This is a genomic window from Kistimonas ophiarachnellae (genome assembly GCF_057552235.1).
Map to the genome: position 1 here is coordinate 15,276 of NZ_BAAJPA010000013.1, position 25,542 is coordinate 40,817.

Consider the following 25,542-nt stretch of genomic DNA (forward strand, 5'->3'; position numbering starts at 1 on the left):
AGGGGACAACCAATGGCTGTCGAACTCGGGGGAGTCGGCAGATATGTCAATGCCGTGACATGTCTGGTCAGAGACAGTAATGTCAGGTTGTCGCATAACTACATAACAAAAAAGTGATAAGAATATGGAAGCGAGTTTCTGGCATGGTAAGCGCGCACCCGGTGTGCCCGATATCATCAACCCGGACGAGTACGGTTCCATACTGGCAGTCTTTGAAGAATCCGTCAGTAAGTATGCCCAACGACCTGCATTCACCGGTATCGGCCATACCCTGACCTTTCAGGATATCGACGACTACAGTACCCGTTTCGCCACCTATCTTCAGACCCAGACCGACCTTAAGCCCGGTGACCGCATCGCGATCCAGATGCCAAACCTTCTGCAGTTTCCCATTGCCGTATATGGCGCGCTCAAGGCTGGTCTGGTTATTGTTAATACCAACCCACTCTACACCGCCCGTGAAATGCATCATCAGTTCAATGATTCCGGTGCCCGTGCACTGGTCTTCATGGATGTGTTCGGGCACCTGGTGGAAGAGATCATCAGCGATACGCCGGTTGAACACCTGATTGTCACCAGTATTGCCGATATGCTGCCGGCACCAAAGCGTCAGTTGATCAATGTGGCAGCCAAATACGTTAAGAAAATGGTACAGCCCTATAAACTGTCTGGTGTCGTTCGTTTCCGGCAGGCGCTGGCAAAAGGGGACGCCGGCAAGTACCGGAAGCCGCCTGCACCGCGACCGGATGATGTGGCTATCCTGCAATACACCGGTGGTACGACAGGTGTTGCCAAAGGCGCGATGCTGACCCATCGGAATATGGTTTCCAACATGCTGCAGGCGCAGGCTATGCTGAGCCAGCAGGATGAGTCAGGCCAGCCCATGCATGAAGCTGGCAAGGAAACCATCGTTGCACCGCTGCCGCTCTACCATATATACGCCTTCACAGTGCATTTGATGGCGATGGTGGAAATGGGGAATCACAGTATCCTCATTGCCAATCCGCGTGATACCGCCATGTTTATCAAGATGATCAAGCCCTGGCGCTTTACGGCGTTCATTGGTTTGAACACCTTGTTTGTCAGCCTGCTGAATCATCCGGAATTCGCCAAGTGTGATTTCAGTGGACTGAAGCTGACCCTCTCTGGTGGTACCGCTCTGCAGGCGGATACAGGACGCCGCTGGAAAGAGTTTACCGGTTGCGGGGTGTCTGAAGCGTATGGGCTGACAGAGTGCTCGCCGGCTGTTTGTATGAACCCGGCAGGCGATCTTGCACAGCCTGGCACAGTTGGATTGCCCGTGCCTAATACCCTGTTGAAGACTGTTGGGGATGATGGCGCCGAAATGGCGGTGGGTGAACGCGGTGAACTTTGTGTGAAAGGTCCTCAGGTCATGAAGGGTTACTGGAAGCGTCCTGATGCCACGGCGGAAATCTTTGATGAAGATGGCTGGCTCAAGACCGGCGATGTTGCTGTCATCAATGAAGACGGTTTTGTGGCCATTGTTGACCGGATCAAGGACATGGTGCTGGTATCAGGTTTCAACGTGTATCCCAATGAGATTGAGGATGTTGTGGCTCAGCATGAGAAGGTTGAGAACTGTGCAGTCATCGGTGTGCCAGACAGTAAAACCGGCGAGGCGGTGAAGCTGTTTGTCATTCCCAGTGACAGCTCCCTGAGTCAGGATGAGATGAAAGAATACTGCCGTATGAACCTGACCGCCTATAAGGTGCCCAAGCAGATTGAGTTCCGTGAAGAACTGCCTATGACGCCTGTTGGCAAAATTCTGCGTAAGGACCTGCGGGCTGAAGAACTGGAAAAGCGCGAAGCCGTTAGCTGATACCTTCCGGATTTACTATCGAAATCAATGCCACCGTACCGGTTACCGGGCGGTGGTATTTTTTTTGTGTTGTCACTGGGCTGGCTGAAAAGTACTTGCTGAGTGACGTTGCAGCCAATCTCAGTGCCTTTCCCTTTCGACAGAATGCTCAGCGTCTAACCACGTTCTCATCAGGAGATGGTCTATGCCTGAGTACAAGGCGCCTGTCAGGGATATGAAATTTCTGGCAGAAGATGTTCTGGATATGCAGGCCCATTATCAAATGCTGCCCAATGGTGAAGAAGCGACGCCTGATCTGGTCGATGCCATTATCAGCGAAGGGGCGAAGTTTGCTGAAAATGTGCTGGCCCCGCTGAACCGCTCGGGTGATGAGGAAGGGTGTCATTTGCAGGATGGCGAAGTTATAACGCCAAAAGGCTTCAAGGCGGCCTATCAGCAATATGTTGCGGGTGGCTGGCAGTCACTTTCCCATCCTCCTGAGTATGGTGGTCAGGGGTTGCCGATGTCTCTGGGAGTCATGATTTCGGAAATGGTCGGTACGGCCAACTGGTCCTGGGGTATGTACCCTGGATTGACGCTTGGCGCCATGAATACCCTGTTTTTACATGGCACCGAAGCGCAGAAACAGACCTGGCTGACGCGTATGACCAGCGGTGAGTGGAGTGGCACCATGTGTCTTACTGAGCCGCAGTGCGGCACGGATTTAGGGCAGGTCAAAACCCGCGCAACACCGAATGGTGATGGGGCTTACCGCCTTTCCGGCACCAAGATTTTTATTTCTGCCGGAGAGCATGATCTTACCGAGAATATTATCCACATTGTTCTCGCCAGACTTCCGGACGCACCTGAAGGCACGCGGGGGATCTCGTTGTTTATTGTGCCCAAGTTCAGGGTGAATCCGGATGGTTCACTGGGTGAACGCAATGGTGTTAGCTGCGGTTCCCTGGAGCACAAGATGGGAATCAAGGCCTCTGCGACCTGTGTTATGAATTTTGATGAGGCGGAGGGCTACCTGATCGGGCCTGAAAATAAAGGTTTGCAGTGCATGTTCACCTTTATGAATACCGCACGGATTGGTACGGGAATACAGGGGCTGGCTTCCGCGGAGCTGGCTTACCAGGGGGCGCTTCCCTATGCACGTGAACGGTTATCCATGCGATCGCTGTCGGGTACCAAGCAGCCTGACAAAGTGGCGGATTCGTTGATCGTCCATCCGGATGTACGTCGTATGTTGTTGACCATGAAAGCGTTTGCTGAGGGCGGCCGTGCCATGCTGTACGATGCGGCCAAGCTGGCTGACCGGATGATTACGGCGGAAACCGAAGCGGAGCGTAACCGGCTTGATGAGGAGTTGGGGATGCTGACGCCAATCCTCAAAGGCTTCCTGACAGAAGCGGGCCTCGAATCAGCGAACCTTGGTGTCCAGGTCTTTGGTGGGCATGGTTATATCCGTGAACATGGTATGGAGCAGATCATTCGGGATGCCCGGATATCTACCCTGTATGAAGGTACAACCGGTATTCAATCGCTGGATTTGTTAGGGCGTAAGGTGTTGCTGTCCAAAGGGAAGGACCTGAATCGACTGGCGGGACAAATACTCGGATATTGTAAGTCGGTATTGACCGATAACAGTGTACCTCGCCTGAAAGTCCTGCCGTTTGTTGGCAAGGTTTCTGCGTTGACGCTGAGATGGCAATACTTGAGTTATCGCCTGGCTTTGAGGGCTGCCCGTAATCGTGATGTGGTGGGTTCGGCGTCAGTCGATTATTTGATGTTTTCCGGTTATGTCGTAATGGCGTATTACTGGTTGAAAATGCTGGTAGCCGCGCAGCGTAAGTTGGCTGAAGGTACCAGTGAGCAGGCTTTTTACAAAGCCAAGGTGCAAACGGCAGAATTCTATTTTTCCCGTATTCTTCCACGCGCTGAAACGCACGCAAAAACAATGCTTGCCTGCCCGCGTACATTGACGCGTATGAAAGAAGAGAGTTTTGCGTTTCTATAGTTTTTGACTTAAACGGTCAGGGGTTCCTGATAGGCGTGAGCCCGGCGGTCTGTCCGGATGGTACGGTTGCAGTAGAAGTTTATCTTGTTGAAATCCTGAGTTTCATCAAGATCTGGAACCGTTCCGCACTCCCGGCTGGAAAAACGCTGATACGGTGGGAAATCAAACGCCTTGATGCGAGAGTCGGCGACCAGTACTTCGGAGGCCATTGAGTGGAATTGTTCCAATAGTGGCAGGTTGTTTCTGTCGTACAGGACGTCGGCTGCGATCAGCAGGTCGAGTGGCTCATCAAAACTGAACAGGTCGTCATGGAGCCGGAAGTTAACCTGGTTGATGTGTGCGTTGAACTGGCAGGCAAGCAGTGCATCCGGATCAATATCGCAGGCAATTACCTCACGTGCTCCTGCGAGACAGGCGGCAATCGCAACAACTCCGGAACCTGCGCCAAAATCCATTACTGTCTTGCCCGCCACCAGTTCTGGCGTATCCAGTATTTGGGCCGTCAGGGCCTGGCCGCTGCCCCAGCAAAATGCCCAGTAAGCCGGATATTCCTGGATAGTTTTGATTTCTTCTTCCGTGAATGGGCGATGCTTCATCGGTGTTGGATCAAGCAACGCCAGCTTTATTTGGGGACAGTCTGGTAGCGGCTGAACCAGCACCCGTGCTTCAGGGTGCATTTTGGTAAGGTTGCGATTGAGCTGGGAGGTGTCGAGCGTTTGTTTCATGCTTCTTTAAAGATGCTCTCGGCATTGAATTGTGTAAGCAGGTTTTGTGCGGCCTGCTTTATGCGCTCTTTGTGCTGTTGTTCCAGTCGTTCACGTTCTGTATCAAGACGGTTGCGTTCGCTCAGTTTCATGGTTTTTCGTGCTTCACCAATCGGCATATGCGTTGTTGCGTCATAGATAGTTGTGAATATCTGGTATTCCTTAGTTTTTCCCAGGGCAGGATCCAGCATATCCAGAATCGTTTTGATCCGGATGCAGCCTTCGGTTGGATTGACCTGCTCATGCACGAGACTCCTGGCCAGAATGGTCAGGCTGGAACAAAGGAACTGGCGGTGTTGTTCATTGGATTTTCGAAGGCTGGCACGGTTTCGAAACACTTCCATCCAGAGTTTGATTGCCCACGCGGACAGGCCGGCAATCGCAAGAATGGCGGCAGCCAGTAAGATCAGAGTTATATCCATTCCGTTGTTTCCTCTGTGGGTACAGCGACATAGCGTCCGCTAAAATTGGCGACACATTCGCCGTCTGCGTGCAGTGACACCGTCAGGTCAAGGCGCGCCCGGCGGCCTGCCTGCAGGCGGCTGGTGAACGTTTCAGGTGTCGTGCACTCACAGATTGCGGTCAGTTCGCTGCGGGCAGGTGTCAGGAATTGCAGGTTTTGCTCAGCAATAACGGCATCGCAATTGACGCCGGCTTCCAGCGCTTTCAGGCTGGTCATGGTCCAGCCGCAGATGGTAGCCAGTGCGCTGATGCTGCCACCAAAGAAGGTGCCTTTGTCATTGATGTTGGGTGACAGTGGGCAGGTAAGCTGCAGCTGTTTGCCATCGTAAAGCCGGTAGTCAACTTCCATGGCGCGAAGCATTGGAATCTTGCGGAGTTTTTCCTGAAGTACGTGAGGGAATGGCGATGTCATCTGTTTTTAGGGTTTTTACTGCTGTCGTGAGGGTAACTATCCGCATTGGTTGTTAGTCTGTCAATTTTATCGCGAAAGGTTGTTGGAAGGGGCGAGTGGATGCCGTGGTGTGCGTGTAGTAAGCGTGAATCGTTGTGGGAGAGCAGCTCCTTTAAGTTCCCCCCTCTCTACTTGCTTCCAGTATTGCTGCTTAGTTGTTGTTGGCAAGCGCAGCTGCGGTGTCGGAAAAAATACCCAGAAAGTCTGTAGCTTCTCGTTCGGTTTGGCCACCGGATTTTAGAAAGGCTTTGATAATTGTTTGTGTTTTTTCTTCTTTGGCGCGTTCGAGAAAGTGCCTTAATTCAAGCTCTACTCCCGCATTTTCATCAATGATTGATGCTGCAATGATCTCTTTATACATTTCTATATCGCGAAGGGAGAGGTTTTGAATAGAGGGAAATAAGTGGCTTGCAAGAAAGTTATCCATTTCTGATTTCGGGACATATTTTGTGATGATATTTAATGCCTCTGCTTCTTGAGCGGTAAAGTCAGAGCCAAGCAGTAATGCCTGAAGTGCTTTGCTCTTGCCCATTCGTCGTCCGTATTGAACGCCACCCTGACCACCAGTGGGTATGTTTACACCAATTTCCGGTTGGGCAAAAAACGCGTTTTCTGTGCCGTAAGCCAGGTCGCAGGCCATCACAAACTCATCACCGCCTCCCCTGGCGTAGCCATCGACAATAGCAATGGAAAGCTGTCTGAGATTTTTAAGGTTTTTGATCATCTGGCTAAATTCACGGCAGGCTGTCTGACCTTCAGGCGTACCGTTAATAACGTTCAGGTCCAGATGTGCTGAAAAAAAGAGAGGGTTCTTTGATGTGAACAGAACGGCTTTGGTATTGCTGTCGTCTGCCAGAGAGGCAAGGTATCTATTGATCTCGTTGATTAAGTCAATGGTCAGAATGTTGGCAGGAGGGTTGTCAATGACTGCTGTTGCGATAGCGTTTTCTGTAGTGACTGCGAACAAGGTCATGATGCTTACATCTCAATGGATGGAATAAAGACAATGAGCTTCTGTCAGGCAGGTGGTAGCGAGTATAGCGTATGGAAGGAAGCGAGGTGCCAGCCTGGGCTGACACCTTTGGAAGGAAATTAGCTTTTTTCTTCGCGACAGGTGCCTGCTTCGTCTTCATCCATGGCTTCCAGTGCCGCTTCAATGGAGACGGGGTTGATTTCAGTATGCACCAGCTTCATGTTCTTGATCTGGGCGTGATACCAGAACCAATGGTTATCTTCTGTCTGGCACAGTGCCTTGATGTCATGGTCAAGAGAAGGAAAGAGAGGCATAAACACGTGCCCAATGTGCTTTTTGCGATGAATGAGTGAGCTTTTGCCGTAGTAGGTTTTGCCGTTGCGGGTTTCAGAAATCTGGTCAAAGGCTTCCCCGGCCATGCGATCGGCGATTTGATCCTGATAACGGTCAAGCCAGTAGAGGGCAGTTGCGCCGGTCAGTAGCCAAACAAGTTCCATAGATACCTCTTTTATTGTTGTTTGCCTTGTGCGTGTTGTGAGATATATCGGCTTGTCATTACTATTTTTTATACGGTGCCAATAAGCCGGTTGCAAGTGCTTTCAGAGCGCCCAGTGGGCGACCATGGCCGTGGCGAGTTCCCGGAAAACGATTTCTCCATACAGTATCTTGGTCAGATTCAGTGAAAAATACATGGCAGTGCCCGGCCCCTGGCTGGTGATGATTTTAGTCTCTTCGTCAATAACCAGTGGTTCGTTGATGGCTATGGCGCCGGTTAATTGTGACTGAAAACTGGGGTGGGCTGTTGCCCGGATACCGTCCAGCAGGCCATGATGCGACAGAACTACGGCGGGCGACGCGCAGATCGCTGCGATCCAGTGCCCCATCTGTTTCTGGCTGATCAGTAAATCGGTGAGGGTCTGGCAGTCTCTCAGATGTTCCGCGCCGGGCATGCCGCCGGGGAGGGCGATAATATCGTAGTGGCTATCAACGCATTCTGTGATAGGGCAGTCCGCCAGCAGACGCACTCCCCTGGAGGCCTCGACATTGATGGAGCCGTCCGCATTGCAGCTCGCGACCGTGACCGTGGCGCCTGCACGGCGAAGGGTATCAATAATGGTGACGGCTTCTATTTCTTCGATGCTGTGTGCGATGGGCACCAGAACACTCTTGGACATGGTGGGACTCAATCGTTCAATCAGGCAGTGACAGACATTTTAGCCGCAAAAAAGTGGTGGATAGCCGCAATTGACCGTTGGCAGGGTTTTTTTCCTGTTCGAACTGGCTATAATACCGCTCCCGTTTCCCATAATGAGTGCCCAATGTTTGAACCGCGGTGGTTTTAAAAGCCCTTGCATTGGTTCGTGGGCTGGCTAAACAGCCGTGATGTTTGAATTCAACTCGCGAAAGCGAGCATTGAGGCGGATAGATAGATGAAAACCTTTAGCGCTAAACCAGAAACCGCTAAGCGCGACTGGTATGTTGTAGACGCTTCCGGGCTGACGCTCGGTCGTTTGGCTACAGAAATTGCCCGTCGTCTGCGTGGTAAGCACAAGCCTGAGTACACTCCTCACGTTGATACCGGCGATTACATCGTTGTCATCAACGCCGAGCAAGTGCGTGTGACCGGTCGCAAGACATCTGACAAGATGTACCACCGCCACACCGGCTTCCCGGGTGGACTGAAGTCAATGAGCTTTGAAAAGCTGATTGCTCACAAGCCTGAGCGTGTCATCGAGCTGGCTGTTAAAGGCATGATGCCCCGTAACCCGCTGGGTCGCGCTATGCAGCGTAAGCTGAAAGTGTATGCCGGATCTGCGCATCCGCATACCGCGCAGCAACCTCAGCAACTGACTATTTAATCGGGGGTCAACATGTCAGTAAGTCAGAACTACGGCACAGGTCGCCGCAAAACCTCTACCGCTCGTGTTTTCCTGCGCAAGGGAACTGGCAGCATTTCCATCAATGGCCGTACGCTTCAGGACTACTTTGGTCGTGAAACGTCCCGCATGATCGTTATGCAGCCGCTTGAGCTGGTTGAGATGACCGACAAGTTTGATCTCATGATCACCGTAAAAGGTGGTGGTGCTAACGGTCAGGCCGGTGCGATCCGTCACGGTATCACCCGCGCCCTGATGGAGTACGATGAAACTTTACGTCCTGCTCTGCGCAAGGCTGGCTACGTCACCCGTGATGCCCGTATGGTTGAGCGGAAGAAAGTTGGTCTGCACAAGGCTCGTAAGCGTCCTCAGTTCTCCAAGCGTTAATTCGTTTTTTGGATTACTGCGAAAGCGTCGATCTTCGGATCGGCGCTTTTTTTATGCCTGCTGTTTTTGTGTTGCAAAACAGGGCGTTTTTTCATCGCAAATTCCAGGAAAGTGCGCCAGTATGATCTCATCCATTTAATTTAGGGGCTAAACCCTATATCATTGCGGTTTGTAGGTGGGGTGCTAAGGGGAATTGCGGTTGCTTGTCAGTAATTCCGAGTTTAACGAATATGCCCACCGCTTTGCCTGGCATGCAGAATAAATGAGCTGATGCTCTGATGGGGAGAAAGCCGAATGAGTCAAGACGGCGTAAATGTGGGCCGGCGCCGCTTTCTGGTTGCAGCTACTTCGGTAGTTGGTGCAGTGGGGGCTGCGGGAGTTGCGACACCGTTTATCAAATCCTGGAATCCAAGCGCCAAGGCCAAGGCGGCGGGCGCACCTGTTAAAGTCAATATATCCAAACTAGAACCCGGGCAGCAGGTCATCGTCGAATGGCGGGGCAAGCCGGTATTTGTCGTGCGTCGTTCAAAGGACATGCTGGATAATATCCGCAAGTTGGATGGCAAGGTCAGGGATCCTCAGTCGAACGAATCAGAACAGCCGGATTATGCTCAAAATGAGTTCCGCTCTACCCGGGAAGACATCCTGGTGCTGGTGGGGCTTTGCACGCACCTGGGCTGCTCGCCGAAATACATTCCCGAAGTCAAGCCGATGGACTTTGACGCCAACTGGGTAGGTGGTTATCACTGTCCGTGTCACGGTTCCAAGTTTGACCTGGCGGGACGGGTGTATAAGGGGGTTCCGGCGCCAACCAACCTGGAAGTGCCGCCTTACTCCTTTGAGGGGGACGACATTCTGACTGTCGGTGTCGATGAGGAGGCTGCCTGATGGGAAATAAATTACTGTCTTGGGTGGATGATCGCTTTCCGCTGACAAAGATGTGGGAAGAGCATCTCAGCAAATACTACGCGCCCAAGAATTTCAATTTCTGGTATTTCTTTGGTTCCCTGGCGCTGCTGGTGCTGGTTAACCAGCTCCTGACCGGGATCTGGCTGACCATGAGCTATGTGCCCAGTGCTGAAGCGGCGTTTGCTTCCGTTGAGTACATCATGCGGGATGTGGAATATGGCTGGTTGATTCGCTACCTCCATTCTACGGGCGCGTCAGCGTTTTTTGTGGTTGTTTACTGTCACATGTTCCGTGCCCTGCTGTATGGGTCATACCGAAAGCCCCGTGAGCTGGTCTGGATTTTCGGAATGGCGATCTACCTGGCGTTGATGGCGGAAGCCTTCATGGGTTATCTGCTGCCTTGGGGACAGATGTCTTACTGGGGCGCACAGGTTATTATTGCCCTGTTTGGTGCGATCCCGGTGATCGGCCCTGATCTGCAGCAGTGGATCCGTGGTGACTACCTGATTTCCGGTATTACCCTGAACCGCTTCTTTGCCCTGCATGTGGTGGCCCTGCCGATTGTTATTCTCGGCCTGGTGGTCATGCATATCATTGCGCTGCACGAAGTGGGTTCCAACAACCCGGACGGTGTGGAGATCAAGAAGAACAAGAATGCGGACGGCGTGCCGGTTGATGGTATTCCTTTCCACCCTTATTACACCGTGAAGGATATCGTCGGTGTCGTGGTATTCCTGTTTGTCTTCTGTGGCGTGGTGTTCTTCTTCCCGGAAATGGGTGGCTTCTTCCTTGAGCATGCGAATTTTGAGCAGGCGAACAGTCTCAAGACGCCGGAGCATATCGCGCCTGTCTGGTACTTTGGTGCGTTCTACGCTATTTTGCGGGCGGTTCCGGACAAGTTGCTGGGCGTCATTGCCATGGGAGCCGCGATTGCGATCCTGTTTGTCCTGCCGTGGCTGGATAGAAGCCCTGTGAAGTCCTGGCGTTACAAGGGGTTGATCAGCAAGACCTGTATCGTTGCCTTTGGTCTGAATTACATTCTGCTGACCTGGCTCGGAACGCAGCCGGCGACGGACTTGCTGACCAATATTGCGCGACTGGCAACAGTGTTCTACTTCGCGTTCTTCCTGCTGATGCCTTTTTACACCCGTATCGAGAAGACTAAAACTGTACCGGAGAGGGTGACCGGCTAATGAAAAAGATACTCATCACATGGCTGTTTGTGTTGCTGCCGGTCACTGCGTTTGCCGCCGGCGGTGGGGGCTATCCGCTGGATCATATCGAAACTGATGTCAGTGATCAGGCGTCACTTCAGCGGGGCGCCAAGTTCTATATGAACTATTGTGCCGGCTGTCACGCGACCCAGTTCCAGCGTTATGAACGGGTTGCCGATGATCTCGGTATTCCTCATGACCTTATGATGGATAATCTGGTTTTTACGGATGCCAAAATTGGTAATCTGATGAAAAACGGTATGGTCGAGAGTGAGGCCAAGCAGTGGTTTGGTGCGGCGCCGCCGGATCTGACCATGGTGGCCAGGGTTCGCGGTACCGACTGGCTTTATACCTATCTGCGGACGTTTTACCTGGATCCCAAGCGACCCTGGGGTGTTAACAATAAAGTCTTCCCGGATGTGGCCATGCCGCATGTGCTGCTTGAATTGCAGGGTGGCTTGATTGATACCTGTGCTGGCGACACAGAGGGTCAGATTGATACGCTGACCGGTGAAAAGCTGTGTGGCCTGGTGCCGGATCCGGAATATAAAGGCAGTATGAGTCCGGAAGAGTATGACCAGGCGATGTATGATCTGGTCAACTTCCTCGATTATAGTGGTGAGCCGATGCAGCTTGATCGCCAGAGAATTGGTGTCTATGTGCTGCTGTTCCTGGCCTTTTTCTTCGTAATCGCTTATTTGCTTAAGCGGGAGTACTGGAAGGACGTTCACTAACTTCTATAATCTGGTAAAATTCGTAATCTGGCGCGTAGTCACTCTTGTGGCTGCGCGCATTTTTGGTTTCATGTATGACCTCAGGTGGGGGTAGATCAATGGGCGTAGTCGCCAAAAGATCCTCAATGACATTTTTTTCTGACCCGGCTGATCACTACTGCCATCGTGTTCGTATTGTGTTGGCGGAAAAAGGCGTCGCTGTCGATATTCAGGATGTCAATCCAGATTCCAGACCGCAGGAACTGGCTGATATCAATCCCTACAATACGCTGCCGACCCTGCTGGATCGTGATCTGGTGCTTTATGAGCCCAATGTCATGATGGAGTATCTGGATGAGCGTTTCCCGCATCCGCCGCTGCTGCCTGTTTACCCGGTGACCCGGGCCCAGAGTCGCCTGATGATGCACCGTATTCAGAAAGACTGGTGTGCACTGGCGGATGTAATTCTGGATCCCAAGACCAAGGATACGGTTGCAGCCAAGGCGCGCAAGGAATTGCGCGAGAGCCTGATCAGTATTGCGCCCATCTTTGCTGAAAAGCCCTTCTTCATGAGTGAAGAATTTACGCTGGTGGATTGCTGTGTTGCCCCGATTCTCTGGCGTCTGGAGGCGATGGATATCCAGCTGCCGCCTCAGGCCAAGGCAATCACGGAGTATGCTGAGCGTTTGTTTGAGCGCGAATCTTTCCGCGAAAGCCTGTCTGATGTTGAGAAGGAAATGCGTATCTGATCGCTGAGATTGGCATACACTAAAGGGGGCAAGCCCCCTTTTTTTACGTGTTTGGAAATGAAGCTGGAGCCCTTCAATGAGTATGACCAGCAGTCGCCCTTATATTGTCAGGGCACTGTATGAATGGATTGTTGATAACGACTGCACCCCTTATCTGCTAGTCGATACGACGGTTCCCGGTGTCGATGTTCCGGATCAGTTTGCCGGTGAGGAACAGGTTGTGCTTAATCTGGCGCCAATGGCTATCCGGGATCTGGATGTCTCTAATGAGGCGGTCATGTTTCTGGCGCGTTTCGGTGGCAGGACGTTCCAGGTGTGTGTGCCTGTGGGGGCTGTCATGGCAATCTATGCCAAGGAAAATGGCCAGGGCATGGTCTTTGAGGTTGAAGCTCAGCCAGAAGGTGTGCACCTGGTAGATTCTGAGGTGAATGAAGAAGAGCCTTCGCCGGAGCCTGATCCCAAAGGGCCGGGCAGGCCGCCAAAAGGGCGTCCCAGTCTCAAAGTGGTCAAGTAGTGACTGCATCATAAAAAAACCGCCATTTCGGCGGTTTTTTTTATGAGAAAGGCTCAGCGTTATATGTATTCAAAAACCTTCACGATTTTTTGCACGCCATAAGACTGCTTTACGATGTTGACCGCTGTGGTTGCCTGCTCCGGTGTCACAAGTCCCATTAGGTATACCGTACCATTTTCGGTAATGACTTTGACATTGCCTGAGGGGAAGTCTTTTTCAGAGACCATTCGCGCTTTGATTTTCGAGGTGATCCAGCTGTCACCCGAGCGAACCAGCATGGTGGTTGGGCCTGAGACCTCCAGTTCGTTATAAACTTTACGAACTTTTTGTACGTTTCTGACGGTATTTCCTGCCAATTCCTTGAGGGCTGTTGAGCCGGTTTGTCCTACCAGAAGCACAATGCCGTTGTGACTGATCACGACAATATGGCTGTTGGCAAACGCGGGATCGGCTTTCTTTATGTTAACGCCGGCCACGGTTTCGATGGTTTGATCGTCAATCCAGGCGCCCCATGAGCGTGAGGATGGGTCCTGTTTAATGGGCTCGCTATTGATTGCTGTCAGCGTGGTGGTGCAGCCTGCCAGGAGTGCGGTCAGCAGAATGGAGATTGTGAAAACTCGCAATCCACGAGCCCTTGTTCTTTGCATGGTCAGGATCCCTTGTGTTTGTACGATGACGCGTCAGGGTGAAGCAGTTAGTTGATAGTGAATAATCGGCAGTTTATTCGACGGCTCCAAAGAGGCATTCGTCAATCAGGTCGCACAGGCAGTGAACAACCAAGAGGTGAACCTCCTGAATGCGTGCCGTGACGGTGCTGGGAGCGCGAATTTCGATATCTTCAGGGTGCAGTAACCTGGCCATGTTGCCGCCGTCTTTTCCGGTTAGTGCGATGACGGTCATTTCGCGGTCATGGGCAGCCTGTACCGCCTGCACGATATTGGGTGATTTGCCGCTGGTAGAGATGGCTAATAGTACATCGCCTGCCTGACCCAGTGCGCGTATCTGTTTGGCAAAAACTTCGTTATAGCTGTAGTCGTTGGCGATGGAGGTGAGGGTTGATGAGTCTGTTGTCAGGGCGATGGCTGGCAGTGAGGGTCTTTCCCGCTCAAAGCGATTCAGCAATTCGGAGGAAAAGTGCTGGGCATCGGCTGCGGAGCCTCCATTGCCACAGGTCAGGATTTTCCCTTCATTGATCAGGGCGTTAACGATCAGTTCTGCAGCCTGGGCGATCAGCGGTGGCAGTGTTTCCGCAGCACGGATTTTGGCATCAATGCTGTCGGAGAAGTGTGAGGTGATGCGTTCAAGCATGGGTTAGTCCTGTCAGGCGCTGAAAGCGTTTTTGATCCACCCGATTTGCAGTGTCCCTTGACGGGATGAATCAGGTTTTGCGGTGATTATATCAAAGCGACAGGCTGACTTGTCAGTTAGTCTGTGCTGTTGAAGAAAATGTTGTGCTGTTCTGATGAGCTTCTGTTGCTTTTGCCAGGTAATGCTTTCGGCTGAGCAGCCAAATGCATCCTGGCTCCGGTAGCGAACTTCAATGAAAACCAGGGTTTCGCTGTCTTTCATGACAAGATCCAGTTCGCCGCCGCACCAGGCGTAATTCCTGGCGACCAGGGTTAATCCCTGTTTCGTCAGGAAACGCTGGGCAGCCTGCTCCGCCCGGTTACCCTTTCGGTTCCTGATCGTTGCTGTCCAGGACGTGTATGGCATGTGTCTTTCTCGCGCTGTATTCCCGGGTGAGTGGTCTGGGGCGGCCATTATCAAAATATTGCCAGGTCAGGCGTCGTTCTACATAGCCCTGTGTATTGATGCTCAATGTGCCGGTGGCGCCGAACATCTGGGCGCCGGCTGAGCGACTCATTTGTTCCATTCTGGGGTACAGGCGCCAGACGTCTGCGCCCAGAGCGTACAGGCTGCCGTATTGTCCCGTGCTTGAGGGCCATTCCCGGGTGATGACATCTTTCAGGGCGGAATCCCGGTTGAGGTACCAGGGCATGACCGGGAAACGGATACCGCTCAGGTCTCGATCTTTCGCGGGATCCTGATGACCGCTGTAGATGCCGGATGTTGTGTAAACCGGCAGGTCGTAGGCGAAGTAAAAGTCCAGTGCAGGTTTTAACTGCCGTCCATTGGCTGCTGAAGCGGCCATGAAAATCATATCGACGTCTTGGCGGCGACGAGGGGTGAAATCCAGTTTTTTACCAAGAATGCGTCGAAGATTATTGGCTCGCTGTTGGCTCTCGTTGACCAGCAATAGTTTGGATGCTGCCTGGTTGAAGTCACCGTTACCGGTGTAGCGAACCGTTGTGAGCACTTCGCCGCCCAGTTCCTGCCACGCCTGAAGGAAGGCATTGGCCACTCGCTGGCCCCAATCGCTGTCAGGGATCAGGATGACAGGGTGTCGGAATCCATCTTTCCAGGCTCTGTCAGCCCCCTGTCTGGCTTCGTCTTCGGCGGCCAGACCGATCTGGTAGATAGGGGAAAGGCTCTCTGATGTATCTGCATAATTCAGTGTCAGTTGCGGGATGGTCAGCTGGCTATTGGACGTTGCACTTTCTACAGCGTTTCGGCCCAGAGGGCCGATCACGAGTCCGGCACCGTCATTTTCAGCAGTTTGTGCCAGCTCTACAGGGTTGCCGGAGGCGGAATTGTAGAATTGGATTTCCGGCACCTGAAGTTTCTTTTTGGCTGCTTCATAGTAAGCTGCCATGAAACCTTCCCTGACGGCTTCACCAGCCTGTGCAAGTGGACCGCTCAACGGTAAAAGTAGGGCTATCTTTTCGGGCTGGTAGGGTTTGGCATTTTTCAGGTCAGTGATGCTTTGTGGTAAATGGCGTACGGCATCGCTGGCAGGCCAGCGCTGTTCCCAGCTTTGCAGTTCAGTCAGCTGGTTTTCCAGTTCGCCAGGGGTGCGATAGATCACTGCAAGCTCAATCCAGGGTTTGAGCGTATCGGGAGGTGTTGCCATCAGGAGATCCAGCAGCTGACTTTCATTCAGCATCAGCAGGTTGTTCCATAATGTCTGGTACAGTGCCGGGTGATCTTCTTTGGGCAGGTGTTTTAAGACTTGTCCCAGTTGTTCAATGTTCTGGCTGAAATTGCCATCCAGTTCAAAGGCTCTGGCTTTGATTTGGTGATATTTAACCCGTTGGGCGCGCTTCAGGTTATAGGTGCTGACGGTTGACAGCCATTCCAGTGCTGAGCGGCTGTCATGGGTCAGGACGGCGTAATCCGCTTCCAGAAGGCTGTAGTTATTCCGATTGTTGCCATCCAGGCGGCCGGGTTCGATGCGGTCAAGCGTATTTCTTGCTCGTTCGAGGTTGTCTTCATCCAGTAGCGTGCCTGCAGCCAAAAGCAAGAGTTTCCCCTTGGCCGGATAAGTGGATTTCTGAGCCTTTAACAGCATGCCGTCTACCGTCATGCGGGAGGTGTCCGGCAGGGTGTCATCATAAGTCGTCTGGCGAGGAGCGGTTGAACAGGCTGCCAGTATCAGGGTCAGTGCAAGTACGCCAATGGATAATCCTGGCCGGGATATGAAACTCACTTATGGGCCACCTTCTGGCAAAAATAGACAGATTGAACGCGTCACGATTTTTTGGGTTGGCAGGCTATCGTTGTCACCTGTACCCTTCGTGGATTTTAACCAAGTGCCGGACGCATCTCTAGCGATCCCGGTTAATAGTTTGAGTAAACCCGATGAATGAAGCCTGTCTGTACATAGTATCCACGCCCATTGGTAATCTGGGGGATATTACCGCCAGGGCTGTCGAGGTGCTGGGTTCGGTCGATGTTATCGCGGCGGAGGATACCCGGCATACGGCGCGGTTGCTCAATCACCTGGGGATCCGCAAGCCCTTGCTGGCCTGTCATGAGCATAATGAGCGTGATCGCAGTGCGCAGATTGTTGCGAAAATGGCAGCCGGTGAGTCGGTAGCGCTGGTCTCAGATGCCGGGACGCCTTTGATCTCTGACCCGGGGTATTTTCTGGTAGCTACAGTGCGAGAGGCCGGGTATCGCGTTGTGCCGGTGCCAGGAGCCTGTGCCTTGATTGCTGCGTTGAGTGTATCGGGTCTGCCTTCTGACCGGTTTTTCTTTGAAGGGTTTCTTCCCGCAAAATCCGTTGCGCGCCGAAAGCGGTTACAGGCATTGTCCGGTTTTGAGCATACCTGGATCTTCTATGAATCAACGCACCGGATTGAAGAATGCCTGGCTGATATGTCGGAGGTTCTGGGGGCTGAACGCAATATCGTTATTGCCCGTGAGTTGACGAAGACATTTGAAACAGTTCTGGCCGGGCAGGTTGATGAATGTTTGTCACGACTAAGAGCAGATGCCAATCAGAAAAAAGGTGAGTTTGTTGTATTGGTGCGTGGTGCTGAATCATCAAAGGAGGGTGGTATTGATGAAAGTAGCGCGAATCTCATGGGGATTTTGCTGGAAGAATTGTCGCTGAAGCAGGCCAGCCAGCTGGCATCAAAAATTACAGGCGTTAAGAAAAAAACACTCTACGAATACGGGTTAACCCTCAAAAGTGATGGCCGCGAATAGTAATTGATGAATGACTGATGAAATTCGCTTGAGTGTCCGGGAGGTTTTGATTATTCTGCGCCGTCGCGAGCTGGCCGGGCAGTCGCTGTCTCATTTCTCTGGAATGAGGTGGAGGAAAGTCCGGGCTCCACAGGGTAAGGCGCCAGGTAACGCCTGGGGGGCGTGAGCCTACGGAAAGTGCAGCAGAGAGTAGACCGCCTAAGTCAACTCCGGCAACGGAGCAGACCGGTAAGGGTGAAAGGGTGCGGTAAGAGCGCACCGCGTGACTGGTAACAGTTCACGGCACGGTAAACCCCGCCTGGAGCAAGGCCAAATAGGGATTCGATGGTGTGACCCGCACTGAATCCGGGTAGGCTGCTAGAGGTGCATGGTGACATGCATCCCAGATGAATGACTGTCAGACCTGTTCGCAGGTGCTACAGAACCCGGCTTACAGGCCAGCTCGCCACTTATACTGAAAATCCTCTCGTCGAACGCTCGACGGGAGGATTTTTTTTGGCGCGTGATTTTTGTATCAGTGCATTTTGCTGGGTGCTGCTATCTTTTCTGGCCGTATGTTTGTGTTGAACGGGCTGTTTCCCCACTTTTTGATCGGAGAGTCAAACTCTGGATTGTCGTCTAACGTGTTCATATTTATAGGTTTTCTAGGTAGTTCCCTGCCTTGACCCGGATTTTGGGGGTTCCTATAGTGTGGCACTGTGGGATAAAGTGGCTAAAAGTGGGATAATCTGGTATTCGGTCCAGGGAAGAAAAGAGGACAGCTGAGTGTTCCGGGGCGTCAACGCGATCAATATGGATGCGAAAGGGCGGTTGGCCATTCCAACACGCTACCGCTCCGTATTGTCGATGCGTTGTGAAGGGCGCCTGGTCGCCACCATTGATACGGAAGAGCGTTGCCTGCTGATCTATCCCGTTGATGAATGGGAGATCATCCAGGCCAAGATTGAGTCCCTGCCCAGTTTTCATCCCTTGAGCCGACGGATTCAGCGGCTCCTGATTGGTCATGCGACGGATCTGGAAATGGATGGCAGCGGCAGGATTTTGATTCCCCCCCTGCTGCGTGATTATGCCGGGCTTGGCAAGAAAACCGTCTTGCTGGGGCAGGGGAAAAAATTTGAACTCTGGGATGAGGTCTGCTGGAACGAACGCCGTGATGCCTATTTGGAGGAAACCGGCGGCGCAGACCAGGTCCCGGAGGAATTGCAGACACTGTCGTTGTGAGTCCTTTGGAAAGTATGAACGAACAATACAGGCATCAGACCGTTTTACTGTCTGAAGCCGTTGAGGCGCTGGTCAGTTCGCCGGAAGGACTGTATGTCGACGGTACCTTTGGTCGTGGCGGTCACAGTCGCGCGGTTCTGGAAAAGTTGTCCTGCGATGGTCGGCTGATTGGTATCGACAAGGACCCGGAAGCGGTTGTCGTGGGTCATGCGTTGACGCAGGCCGATAGCAGGTTCCAGATCTGTCACGGTTCGTTTGCCGAGCTAGAGCAGTTTGTCGGTCAACAGCAGGTTGACGGTGTGTTGCTCGATCTTGGGGTTTCATCCCCGCAGCTTGACAATCCTGAACGAGGTTTCAGCTTCCTTCAGGATGGTCCGCTGGATATGCGCATGAACACCGAACATGGCATCAGCGCGGCTGACTGGATTGCCGAAGCGGATGAAGTTGAAATTGCCGATGTCCTGAAGCGGTTTGGCGAAGAACGTTTTTCCCGACGGATGGCGCGTGCCATCGTGCAGGCGAGGGAGATTGAGCCGATTGTGACCACCGGACGGCTGGCGCATATCATCTCGGAAGCCAATCCGTCCTGGGAAAAAGGCAAGCACCCGGCGACCCGTGCTTTTCAGGGTATCCGGATTTTTGTCAACAGCGAGCTGGATGATCTGAACCGTGTACTGGAGCAGGCGCTTGAGGCGTTGAAGCCCGGCGGCAAGCTGGTTGTTATCAGCTTCCATTCGCTGGAAGACCGGATCGTGAAGCGCTTCATCCGCAAGCATGAGAAGGGTGACACGGATATCCCCAGCTGGGTGCCGCTGACGGAAGACCAGCTGAATGCCTCGCGTCGTCTGAAAAGCTGCGGCAAGGCGGTCAAGTCAGGCAAGGATGAGCTGGATGTTAATCCGCGGGCGCGCAGTGCGGTCATGCGTGTGGCAGTGAAGCTGGGATAAGCGGTATGGACTGGTTACCGCTGAAAGCTGTACTGGCGAGTATCCGACCAGGGCTGATGGCTCTGGTTTTGGCCGTATTTTGTTCAGCGGTAGCCGTAGCTTATGTGGCGCATTTGAACCGTCAGGCGTTTAACCAGTACCAGGCGGAATTGAATCGGAAAAACAAGACGCAGGAGGAGTGGGGACAGCTACTGTTGCAGTACAGCACCTTGACTGCCCATGGCCAGATCGAACGGCAGGCGGTTAAGCAGCTGGGAATGGAGATGCCTCACAAGGACAAGGTGATCCTGGTAGAACCATGAACCGGCGCAGGAAAACAACCCCATACAAAGGGCGCTTCCGTTTTGTTGAAGGCCTGATCGTGCTGCTGATTACCGTCACCATCTGGCGGGTCGCCGAGCTGCAGGTGGTGGATCGTCCTTTTCTCCAGAATGAGGGCGACAAGCGTAGTGTGCGTCATGAAACCATTCCCGCACATCGGGGTATTATTTTTGACCGGAATGGCAAGCCCATTGCCGTCAGTACGCCGGTGGTTTCCATTTGGGCCAATCCTGAAGAGCTGATTACTGCGGGTGCCGATGTGTCCGGGCTTGCGACCGCTCTGGATGTGAAAGCCAAGGATCTGCGCAAAAAACTCAGGGCCAACGCGAAGCGTGAGTTTATCTATCTTAAGCGTCAAATTGAGCCGGCAGAAGCCAAAAAGATCATGGCGTTGAAAGTGCCGGGTGTCTATTCCATTGATGAATACCGTCGTTACTATCCGGCAGGCTCCGTCGCCGCCCAGCTGGTGGGGCTGACCAATATCGATGATCAGGGTCAGGAAGGGATTGAATTAGCCTTCGATGGCTGGTTGTCGGGCGAGCCGGGTAAGTGGCGTGTCCTGAAAGACCGCAGGGGTCACTTGATTCGCGAAGCTGAGGTGGTCAGCAGCGCCAGTCCGGGCAAAGAGCTGATGTTGAGCATTGACCTGAGGCTGCAATACCTTGCCAACAAAGAACTGCAAAAAGCGGTACAGAGCCTGAAGGCCCGTGCCGCTTCCCTCGTTATGCTGGATGTCAAAACCGGTGAAATTCTGGCCATGGCCAACCAGCCGACGTTCAATCCGAATAATCGCAGCCGGCTGAACCCTGCAGGTGTGCGGAACCGTGCAATCACCGACCAGTTTGAGCCCGGATCAGTGATTAAACCCCTGACGGTTGCGGCAGCACTGGAGTCCGGCCGCTATAGTCCACACACCCCGATTGATACCACGCCGGGGAAGATGCGTATCGGGCAAGATACCGTCAGTGATGTCAGGAACTATGGCAAGCTGGATGTGACGAGCGTGATTACCAAGTCCAGCAATATCGGTGTCAGCAAGATTGCGCTGGACCTGGGGCCGGAAACGATTCTCTCCCTGTTTCAGAAGGTCGGGTTCGGGCAATCCACAGGCGTGGCTTTCCCCGGGGAAAGTACTGGCCTGTTGCCTTACCGCATGCAATGGCGACCGATTGAAATCGCGACACTCTCCTATGGTTATGGTCTGACCGTTTCCCCGCTGCAGCTGGCGCAGGCTTACATGGTGCTGGCAAACGGTGGTGTTTTTCGGCCGGTTACCCTGTTGAAGCGTGATATCGCACCGGAAGGAACCAGGGTTATGAGTGCTGATGTGGCCCATCAGGTACTGACCATGATGGAAACCGTGGTTGCCAAAGGGGGGACCGGAACGCGAGCGCAGCTTGATGGTTACGCGGTTGCAGGCAAGACGGGCACGGTGCGGAAGCTGGGGAAAGAAGGTTACACCGATTCGCGGCATATCGGTTCGTTTGTCGGCATAGCGCCGGCGGATGCACCGCGAATCGTCATGGTGGTAGTGATTGACAGCCCTGCCAACGGTAAATATTACGGCGGCCTGGTCGCAGCGCCGGTATTTTCCCGTGTGGCAGGCGAGTCGCTCCGGGTGTTGGGCGTTGCGCCAGATGAGTCGGGTGTAAAGACGCTGGCTGACGTTCAGAAGTACTCCAGGATCAAAGGTTGATGAACAGTATGCAGCATGAGCAGATGACACTGAATCGATTGCTGGAATGGCTGGATCTGCCGCCGGTGGCGGCGGATGTTGCTGTCCGTGATTTGGTGCTAGATAGTCGCAAGGTGGCGGCGGGAGATCTGTTCCTGGCGCTGCCGGGACTGAGTAGTGATGGTCGCCAATATATCGGGCAGGCTGTAGCGGCCGGTGCCTGCGCTGTGCTTGCAGAAGCAGGTGAGGCTTTGCCTGCCACTACTGTGCCGCTTGTAACGGTCGCCAATCTAAAAGATCAGCTCAGTGGACTGGTGAGTCGTTTCTACCGGAATCCCTCTGAGCATGTAAAAGTTATTGGTGTCACAGGCACCAATGGAAAAAGCAGCTGCTGTCATTTTATTGCGCAGTTACTGAGTCGTCTTGATGCATCATGTGGCGTGATGGGCACTCTGGGTCATGGTGTCTTTCCTGACTTGGTGCCTGCCGGAAATACCACGTCCGATAATTTGTCGGTGCAACGGTTTATGGCTGGGCTGGTGGATAAGTCAGTGCCCTGGTTGACGATGGAAGTGTCGTCTCACGGTCTTCATCAAGGTCGAGTTAGCGGTATTGCCTTCAATACGGCTGTGTATACCAACCTGAGTCGCGATCATCTGGATTATCACCAGACGATGGAAGCCTACGCTGCAGCCAAGGCAATGCTTTTCCGTTCGCCAGATTTGCAGCATGCCGTGATCAACCTTGATGATGAGTGGGCAGACCTGATGCTGAGCACGGCGGCAGAGAGTCAGGTGAATTACATCACATATTCCATTGGCTCAGATAAAGCGGATATCTGTCTGTCAGATATTGTATTTTCGCCTGAAGGGATGGAAGCCAATCTCCACACACCGTGGGGAGAAGGACGTTTATGTACCGCTCTGCTGGGTAAATTCAACCTGAGTAACCTGTTGGCGGTCATTGGCGCCTTGTGTCTGCAGGGCTTTGCGCTGGATCGTATTCTGACGCTCATTCCCGGGCTGGATAATGTGCCAGGACGTTTGGAAACGCTCGGTGGTACGGCTCAACCCACTGTCGTCGTGGATTATGCCCACACCCCTGATGCACTTCGCAGTGTGCTGGGGGCGCTTCGTGATCATGGTGGCCAGACGGTGACCTGTGTCTTTGGTTGCGGTGGTGATCGTGACAGTGGTAAGCGACCACTGATGACAGAGGCAGCATTGGCGGGCGCTGATCGTGTTGTGCTGACCAGCGACAACCCCCGTACCGAAGATCCTCTGAAAATCATTGAAGATGCCATGGCGGGCATCCCGACAGAGCTTCGAGATCACAAATTACAAGTTGTGCCAGATCGGGCTGAGGCGATTGCTGTCGCCGTGGCTGAGGCCGGTAATGACGATATCATCCTCGTCGCGGGTAAGGGGCATGAGGATTATCAGGAAATTCACGGTGTTCGTTATCCGTTCAGTGATATGCGTGAAGTCAGGCAGGCGTTGGACAGGAGGGTAATCTGATGATCAATGCAACATTATCAGATCTGGTTCAGCCGCTGGACGCTGAGCTGATCGGAGGTGATGCCTCATTCTCAGATATCAGTATTGATACACGTACCCTTAAGCCGGGGCAGTTGTTTGTAGCTTTAACCGGGCCGAACTTCGATGGCCATGATTATGTTGAAGCGGCGTTGAATGGCGGAGCTGCGGGCGTTGTGGTATCCCGTGTGCTGGAAGGCGTAAAAGGGCCGTTGTTGCTGGTTTCCGATACCCGTCTCGCGTTAGGGCAGGCTGGTGCGTTTAATCGCCAGCGTTTCCATGGCACCGTGATTGGCGTTACGGGCAGCAGTGGCAAGACCTCGACCCGCGAAATGATTGCCGCTATCTGTCGGGAAGCCGGTGAGACGCTGGCTTCGGAAGGGAATCTGAATAATGATCTCGGCGTGCCGGTGATTCTCAGCCGTATTGATGAAACGCATCAGTACGCCGTGATTGAAATGGGAACGAACCAGCCGGGTGATATTGAGTATGTCGCTCAACTCGGTGCGCCGCAGATTGCCCTGATAACCAATGCTTCGGAGGCGCATCTTTCCGGACTGGGTAGCCTTGCCGGTGTTGTGGCTGAAAAAGGTGCGATTTATGACTGTCTGCCGGATGACGGCACTGCAATTCTTAATCTTGATGACCCCGCCTATGGCGAATGGTTGGATCGGGTTCTCCGCAAGCCTGGAAGAAAGACGCTGAGTTTCAGTCTCTTCAATGCGTCGACCGACTGTTACGCGAGTGATATTCAGTCTCTGGAAGATGGCATGCACTTCCATCTGCATATGGCCGGTCAATCCTCGCCAGTGCACCTTCATTTCTGGGGAGAGCATCAAGTCGCCAATGCATGTGCTGCTGCGGCTGTGGCAATGGCGGCAGGTTTGTCGCTGGCGATAGTGGTTCGTGGTTTGGAAAATGCACAACCGTATCTGCGACGTGGTCAGCGCTTCCGGGGCGTCGGTGGCGCATTGGTCATTGATGAAAGCTACAATGGCAACCCTTCATCCACCCGTGCAGCGATTGATGTGCTGGCAGCCTGTCCGGGAGAAAAAATTCTGGTGATGGGCGATATGGTGGAGCTGGGTGACCGGTCAGAGGCCGGGCACCAGGCAATGGGGCAGTATGCCCGAGAGGCCGGTGTGGATATTGTGCTGACCTACGGTGAGCAAACCCAGCTAACACAAGAGTTCTGGAAAGGTGCCGGGGCTCATTTTACGGATAAAACATTACTTATCGAAGATCTGTTGCCTCGCCTGGGGCCGGATTGTGCTGTTTTGGTGAAAGGATCCATGTCCATGGGAATGAATGAAGTGGTCAGGGCTTGTAAAAAGCCGGAAGAGGGGAATCGCTGATGCTGCTATGGCTGGCGGACTATCTCACGCAGTTTTACAGTGGGTTTTCAGTCTTTAAATACCTGACCCTGCGGGGCATCCTGGGAGTTCTCACGGCGCTGGGGATTTCCCTGTACCTCGGCCCTGTGATGATTCGCAAGCTGAGCTTTTACCAGATTGGTCAGGCCGTGCGTGATGATGGACCGCAGTCGCATCTGAGCAAGGCGGGCACCCCGACCATGGGTGGGGCGCTGATCCTGATTGCGATTGCGATCAGTACACTGCTATGGAGTAACCTGCAGAACCAGTATGTTTGGCTGGTGCTGGCGGTCACGCTGGGTTTTGGTGTGATCGGCTGGGTGGATGATTATCGCAAGGTTGTGGAAAAGAACTCACGCGGATTGCCGGCGCGCTGGAAATACTTCTGGCAGTCAGTGCTGGGTGCGGGTGCAGCCATCTATCTCTATTCCCTTGCATCTACACCGCTGGAAACTGCGTTGATTGTCCCTTTCTTCAAGACCGTTGCCTTGAATATGGGACCGTTCTTCATTTTGTTTGCCTACCTGGTCATTGTTGGAACCAGTAATGCCGTCAACCTCACCGATGGCCTTGATGGCCTGGCCATCATGCCGACGGTGCTTGTTGGCTCTGCACTGGGCATCTTTGCTTACCTCAGTGGTCATGCTGAATTCGCCCGTTACCTGCATATTCCCTATATCAGTGGCGCCGGTGAGCTGGTGATCTTTACAGGCGCCCTGGCGGGCGCCGGACTGGGTTTCCTCTGGTTTAACACCTATCCGGCACAGGTGTTTATGGGGGATGTCGGTGCCCTGGCGCTGGGAGCCGCGCTGGGTATTATCGCCGTCATTGTTCGGCAGGAGATTGTGCTGTTCATCATGGGCGGCGTGTTTGTGATGGAAACCGTCTCGGTCATTCTGCAAGTGGCTTCTTACAAGCTTACGGGGCGTCGTATCTTCCGCATGGCGCCTTTACACCACCACTATGAACTGAAGGGCTGGCCAGAGCCCCGGGTCATTGTCCGTTTCTGGATTATTACCCTGATTCTGGTGTTGATTGGTCTTGCAACTCTGAAAATTCGTTAA

The 25,542-nt window shown here is 53.1% G+C and carries 27 protein-coding genes and 1 other RNA gene; 18 read left to right on the forward strand and 10 right to left on the reverse strand.

Going from position 1 to position 25,542, the window contains the following annotated elements; genetic code table 11:
* Positions 1 to 124 precede the first annotated feature (124 nt).
* Together AC27K1_RS16060 and AC27K1_RS16065 are read left to right on the forward strand one after the other, a co-directional pair.
* Entirely contained in the window at positions 125 to 1,840 is a 1,716-nt protein-coding gene (locus AC27K1_RS16060) for an AMP-binding protein (protein ID WP_487151835.1), read from the forward strand.
* A 184-nt stretch (positions 1,841 to 2,024) separates the two neighbouring features.
* A complete protein-coding gene (locus tag AC27K1_RS16065) occupies positions 2,025 to 3,842 on the forward strand; it encodes an acyl-CoA dehydrogenase C-terminal domain-containing protein (protein WP_487151836.1) in 1,818 nt (605 codons plus the stop codon).
* Between the two features lie 8 nt (positions 3,843 to 3,850).
* Here AC27K1_RS16065 and AC27K1_RS16070 read toward each other — a convergent pair whose 3' ends face one another.
* The 6 genes from AC27K1_RS16070 to AC27K1_RS16095 all read right to left on the reverse strand — a co-directional run bounded on the left by AC27K1_RS16070 (position 3,851) and on the right by AC27K1_RS16095 (position 7,667).
* The gene (locus AC27K1_RS16070; protein WP_487151837.1) at positions 3,851 to 4,567 is read right to left on the reverse strand and encodes a class I SAM-dependent methyltransferase; all 717 of its coding nucleotides are present in this window, start codon (positions 4,565 to 4,567) and stop codon (positions 3,851 to 3,853) included.
* Positions 4,564 to 5,028 carry a DUF2489 domain-containing protein gene (locus AC27K1_RS16075; protein WP_487151838.1) on the reverse strand — a complete coding sequence of 155 codons (465 nt, stop codon included), beginning with the start codon at positions 5,026 to 5,028 and terminating at the stop codon, positions 4,564 to 4,566. The genes AC27K1_RS16070 and AC27K1_RS16075 overlap by 4 nt, the downstream gene beginning before the upstream one ends.
* Positions 5,019 to 5,480 (reverse strand): YiiD C-terminal domain-containing protein, encoded by a 462-nt coding sequence (locus tag AC27K1_RS16080; protein WP_487151839.1) that lies wholly within the window; start codon positions 5,478 to 5,480, stop codon positions 5,019 to 5,021. The genes AC27K1_RS16075 and AC27K1_RS16080 overlap by 10 nt, the downstream gene beginning before the upstream one ends.
* Before the next feature lie 190 nt (positions 5,481 to 5,670).
* Complete coding sequence (locus tag AC27K1_RS16085; protein WP_487151840.1) at positions 5,671 to 6,492, reverse strand: enoyl-CoA hydratase/isomerase family protein; 822 nt, start codon at positions 6,490 to 6,492, stop codon at positions 5,671 to 5,673.
* Between the two features lie 119 nt (positions 6,493 to 6,611).
* Positions 6,612 to 6,989, reverse strand: coding sequence for a hypothetical protein (locus AC27K1_RS16090; protein WP_487151841.1), 378 nt, complete (start codon positions 6,987 to 6,989; stop codon positions 6,612 to 6,614).
* 102 nt (positions 6,990 to 7,091) lie between these two features.
* Positions 7,092 to 7,667, reverse strand: a complete 576-nt coding sequence (locus AC27K1_RS16095) for a DJ-1 family glyoxalase III (RefSeq protein ID WP_487151842.1) — start codon at positions 7,665 to 7,667, stop codon at positions 7,092 to 7,094.
* A 255-nt stretch (positions 7,668 to 7,922) separates the two neighbouring features.
* On the opposite strand from AC27K1_RS16095, the gene rplM reads away from it, so the two are divergent.
* The 7 genes from rplM to AC27K1_RS16130 all read left to right on the forward strand — a co-directional run bounded on the left by rplM (position 7,923) and on the right by AC27K1_RS16130 (position 12,855).
* The gene (rplM, locus tag AC27K1_RS16100) at positions 7,923 to 8,351 is read left to right on the forward strand and encodes a 50S ribosomal protein L13 (RefSeq protein WP_395179283.1); all 429 of its coding nucleotides are present in this window, start codon (positions 7,923 to 7,925) and stop codon (positions 8,349 to 8,351) included.
* A 12-nt stretch (positions 8,352 to 8,363) separates the two neighbouring features.
* Positions 8,364 to 8,756 carry a 30S ribosomal protein S9 gene (rpsI, locus tag AC27K1_RS16105; RefSeq protein ID WP_487151843.1) on the forward strand — a complete coding sequence of 131 codons (393 nt, stop codon included), beginning with the start codon at positions 8,364 to 8,366 and terminating at the stop codon, positions 8,754 to 8,756.
* Positions 8,757 to 9,050: 294 nt separating this feature from the next.
* Positions 9,051 to 9,644: a ubiquinol-cytochrome c reductase iron-sulfur subunit gene (gene petA / locus AC27K1_RS16110; protein ID WP_487151844.1), complete on the forward strand. Its 594-nt coding sequence runs from the start codon at positions 9,051 to 9,053 to the stop codon at positions 9,642 to 9,644.
* Positions 9,644 to 10,858, forward strand: coding sequence for a cytochrome b (locus tag AC27K1_RS16115; protein WP_487151845.1), 1,215 nt, complete (start codon positions 9,644 to 9,646; stop codon positions 10,856 to 10,858). The genes petA and AC27K1_RS16115 overlap by 1 nt, the downstream gene beginning before the upstream one ends.
* Complete coding sequence (locus AC27K1_RS16120) at positions 10,858 to 11,613, forward strand: cytochrome c1 (protein ID WP_487151846.1); 756 nt, start codon at positions 10,858 to 10,860, stop codon at positions 11,611 to 11,613. The genes AC27K1_RS16115 and AC27K1_RS16120 overlap by 1 nt, the downstream gene beginning before the upstream one ends.
* A 98-nt stretch (positions 11,614 to 11,711) precedes the next feature.
* A complete protein-coding gene (locus AC27K1_RS16125) occupies positions 11,712 to 12,341 on the forward strand; it encodes a glutathione S-transferase N-terminal domain-containing protein (RefSeq protein WP_345194223.1) in 630 nt (209 codons plus the stop codon).
* Positions 12,342 to 12,417: 76 nt separating this feature from the next.
* Positions 12,418 to 12,855 carry a ClpXP protease specificity-enhancing factor gene (locus AC27K1_RS16130; RefSeq protein ID WP_487151847.1) on the forward strand — a complete coding sequence of 146 codons (438 nt, stop codon included), beginning with the start codon at positions 12,418 to 12,420 and terminating at the stop codon, positions 12,853 to 12,855.
* A gap of 59 nt (positions 12,856 to 12,914) precedes the next feature.
* Here AC27K1_RS16130 and AC27K1_RS16135 read toward each other — a convergent pair whose 3' ends face one another.
* From AC27K1_RS16135 to AC27K1_RS16150, 4 genes are all read right to left on the reverse strand, one after another.
* Positions 12,915 to 13,502, reverse strand: a complete 588-nt coding sequence (locus AC27K1_RS16135) for a BON domain-containing protein (protein ID WP_487151848.1) — start codon at positions 13,500 to 13,502, stop codon at positions 12,915 to 12,917.
* Between the two features lie 73 nt (positions 13,503 to 13,575).
* Complete coding sequence (locus AC27K1_RS16140) at positions 13,576 to 14,163, reverse strand: phosphoheptose isomerase (RefSeq protein WP_395179275.1); 588 nt, start codon at positions 14,161 to 14,163, stop codon at positions 13,576 to 13,578.
* Positions 14,164 to 14,175: 12 nt separating this feature from the next.
* A complete protein-coding gene (locus AC27K1_RS16145; protein WP_487151849.1) occupies positions 14,176 to 14,568 on the reverse strand; it encodes a YraN family protein in 393 nt (130 codons plus the stop codon).
* Positions 14,522 to 16,402: a penicillin-binding protein activator gene (locus tag AC27K1_RS16150; RefSeq protein WP_487151850.1), complete on the reverse strand. Its 1,881-nt coding sequence runs from the start codon at positions 16,400 to 16,402 to the stop codon at positions 14,522 to 14,524. The genes AC27K1_RS16145 and AC27K1_RS16150 overlap by 47 nt, the downstream gene beginning before the upstream one ends.
* A gap of 152 nt (positions 16,403 to 16,554) precedes the next feature.
* Here AC27K1_RS16150 and rsmI point away from each other — a divergent pair, with 152 nt between their 5' ends.
* The 9 genes from rsmI (at position 16,555) to mraY (ending at position 25,542) form a co-directional block, all read left to right on the forward strand.
* Positions 16,555 to 17,406 (forward strand): 16S rRNA (cytidine(1402)-2'-O)-methyltransferase, encoded by an 852-nt coding sequence (gene rsmI, locus AC27K1_RS16155; protein ID WP_487151851.1) that lies wholly within the window; start codon positions 16,555 to 16,557, stop codon positions 17,404 to 17,406.
* Positions 17,407 to 17,472: 66 nt separating this feature from the next.
* Positions 17,473 to 17,855, forward strand: an RNA gene (gene rnpB, locus AC27K1_RS16160) — RNase P RNA component class A.
* A gap of 316 nt (positions 17,856 to 18,171) precedes the next feature.
* Positions 18,172 to 18,627: a division/cell wall cluster transcriptional repressor MraZ gene (gene mraZ, locus AC27K1_RS16165; RefSeq protein ID WP_487151852.1), complete on the forward strand. Its 456-nt coding sequence runs from the start codon at positions 18,172 to 18,174 to the stop codon at positions 18,625 to 18,627.
* Positions 18,628 to 18,641: 14 nt separating this feature from the next.
* Entirely contained in the window at positions 18,642 to 19,574 is a 933-nt protein-coding gene (rsmH, locus tag AC27K1_RS16170; protein WP_487151853.1) for a 16S rRNA (cytosine(1402)-N(4))-methyltransferase RsmH, read from the forward strand.
* A 5-nt stretch (positions 19,575 to 19,579) separates the two neighbouring features.
* Complete coding sequence (ftsL, locus tag AC27K1_RS16175; protein ID WP_487151854.1) at positions 19,580 to 19,876, forward strand: cell division protein FtsL; 297 nt, start codon at positions 19,580 to 19,582, stop codon at positions 19,874 to 19,876.
* Entirely contained in the window at positions 19,873 to 21,591 is a 1,719-nt protein-coding gene (locus AC27K1_RS16180; protein WP_487151855.1) for a peptidoglycan D,D-transpeptidase FtsI family protein, read from the forward strand. The genes ftsL and AC27K1_RS16180 overlap by 4 nt, the downstream gene beginning before the upstream one ends.
* A complete protein-coding gene (locus tag AC27K1_RS16185; protein ID WP_487151856.1) occupies positions 21,591 to 23,087 on the forward strand; it encodes a UDP-N-acetylmuramoyl-L-alanyl-D-glutamate--2,6-diaminopimelate ligase in 1,497 nt (498 codons plus the stop codon). The genes AC27K1_RS16180 and AC27K1_RS16185 overlap by 1 nt, the downstream gene beginning before the upstream one ends.
* Positions 23,087 to 24,460, forward strand: a complete 1,374-nt coding sequence (locus tag AC27K1_RS16190; RefSeq protein ID WP_487151857.1) for a UDP-N-acetylmuramoyl-tripeptide--D-alanyl-D-alanine ligase — start codon at positions 23,087 to 23,089, stop codon at positions 24,458 to 24,460. Before AC27K1_RS16185 ends, AC27K1_RS16190 begins: the two co-directional genes overlap by 1 nt.
* Entirely contained in the window at positions 24,460 to 25,542 is a 1,083-nt protein-coding gene (gene mraY / locus AC27K1_RS16195; protein WP_487151858.1) for a phospho-N-acetylmuramoyl-pentapeptide-transferase, read from the forward strand. Before AC27K1_RS16190 ends, mraY begins: the two co-directional genes overlap by 1 nt.